A 1,657-nucleotide genomic window follows, 5' to 3' on the forward strand; every position below is an offset into this window, starting at 1 on the left:
GCCCGAGGCAGGCCCGCTGCCGGCCGGGCGGCCGGCCCGGGGCATGTTGGGGCGTCGGGTGGACATTCGCGGCTCCTCACCGTGGTCGTCGTGCGGGGCTCCGGCTTTGCCGCCGGGCCCCGCTTAAGACATTACCGAGGGTCGGGCCGAACTACGCCGTGAAACGCGGGAAGGCGCCGCGACCGGCGTAGCGGGCTGCGTCGTCGAGCTCCTCTTCGATGCGCAGCAGCTGGTTGTACTTGGCCACGCGCTCCGAACGGGCCGGGGCGCCGGTCTTGATCTGGCCGGCGTTGGTGGCCACGGCGATGTCCGCGATCGTGGTGTCCTCGGTCTCGCCGGAGCGGTGCGAGGTGATCGTGGTGTAGCCGTTGCGCTGGGCCAGGGCCACGGCCTCCAGGGTTTCGGTCAGCGAACCGATCTGGTTGACCTTGACCAACAGGGAGTTGGCGGTCTTGGCATCGATGCCCTGCTGCAGTCGCTCGGGGTTGGTGACGAACAGGTCGTCGCCGACCAACTGCACCTTGTCGCCCAACTCGGCCGTCAGCGCGGCCCAGCCCTCCCAGTCGGATTCGTCCAGCGGATCCTCGATGGAGACCAGCGGGAAGTCGGCCACCAGCTGGGCGTAGTAGGCGCTCATTTCCGCCGCCGTCAGGGACTTGCCCTCGAACTGGTAGGCGCCGTCCTGGTAAAACTCGGAGGACGCCACGTCCAGGGCCAGGGCGATGTCCTTGCCCGGGGCGTAGCCGGCACGGGTGATCGCCTCGGTGATCAGGTCCAGCGCGGCCCGGTTGCTGGGCAGGTTCGGGGCGAAGCCGCCCTCGTCGCCCAGCCCCGTGGACAGGCCCTTCTCCTTCAGCACGGTCTTGAGGCTGTGGTAGACCTCCACGCCCCAGCGCAGCCCCTCGGAGAACGTGGCGGCGCCCAGCGGCACCACCATGAATTCCTGGATGTCCACGTCGGAGTCGGCGTGCGATCCGCCGTTGAGGATATTCATCAGCGGGACCGGCAGCACGTGCGCGTTGGGGCCGCCCAAGTACTTGTACAGCGGGAGGTTGGCGGATTCGGCGGCGGCCGAGGCCACGGCCAGCGACACACCGAGGATGGCGTTGGCGCCCAGATCGGATTTGTTGGAGGTGCCGTCCAGATCCAGCATGGTCTGGTCGATCAGCCGCTGGTCGGTGGCGTCGAGGCCCGCCAGCGCCGGCTGGATGGTGTCCACCACGGCGGCCACGGCTTGGCCGACGCCCTTGCCCAGGTAGCGGTCCTTCTCGCCGTCGCGGCGTTCCACCGCCTCGAACGCCCCGGTGGAGGCGCCGGACGGAACCGCGGCCCGGCCCATCGAGCCGTCGGAGAGCAGCACCTCAACTTCTACGGTGGGGTTGCCGCGGGAATCAAGGATTTCGCGCGCGTGGATGGCATCGATCAGCGCCATGGAGTAGCTCCTGTTCGTTGGAACGAAAGATGGAATGTCTGCAGGCGAGGCCGGGGCCGGCTGCAAGGTCCGGCTTAAGACTAATCGAGATCACCCGCCGCGGTTTTCTTCCGTTACGCGCTGCTGGAGGCCAACTTCGCCGACGCGGTCCGCGACGGCATGCAGGAACGTGAAACCGACCTGCGCCTGGCCCTGGGCATCGATTCCGCCGACGACGTCCGCAAG

1 protein-coding gene is annotated in these 1,657 nt (G+C 68.4%); it reads right to left on the reverse strand.

Annotation, left to right across the window (positions count from 1 at the left end; all coding sequences use genetic code 11):
- Positions 1 to 151: 151 nt before the first annotated feature.
- Complete coding sequence (gene eno / locus AC5RUJ_RS15960) at positions 152 to 1,432, reverse strand: phosphopyruvate hydratase (protein WP_494001483.1); 1,281 nt, start codon at positions 1,430 to 1,432, stop codon at positions 152 to 154.
- Positions 1,433 to 1,657: the final 225 nt, after the last annotated feature.

It is taken from the genome of Arthrobacter sp. Y3223164, assembly GCF_059091005.1.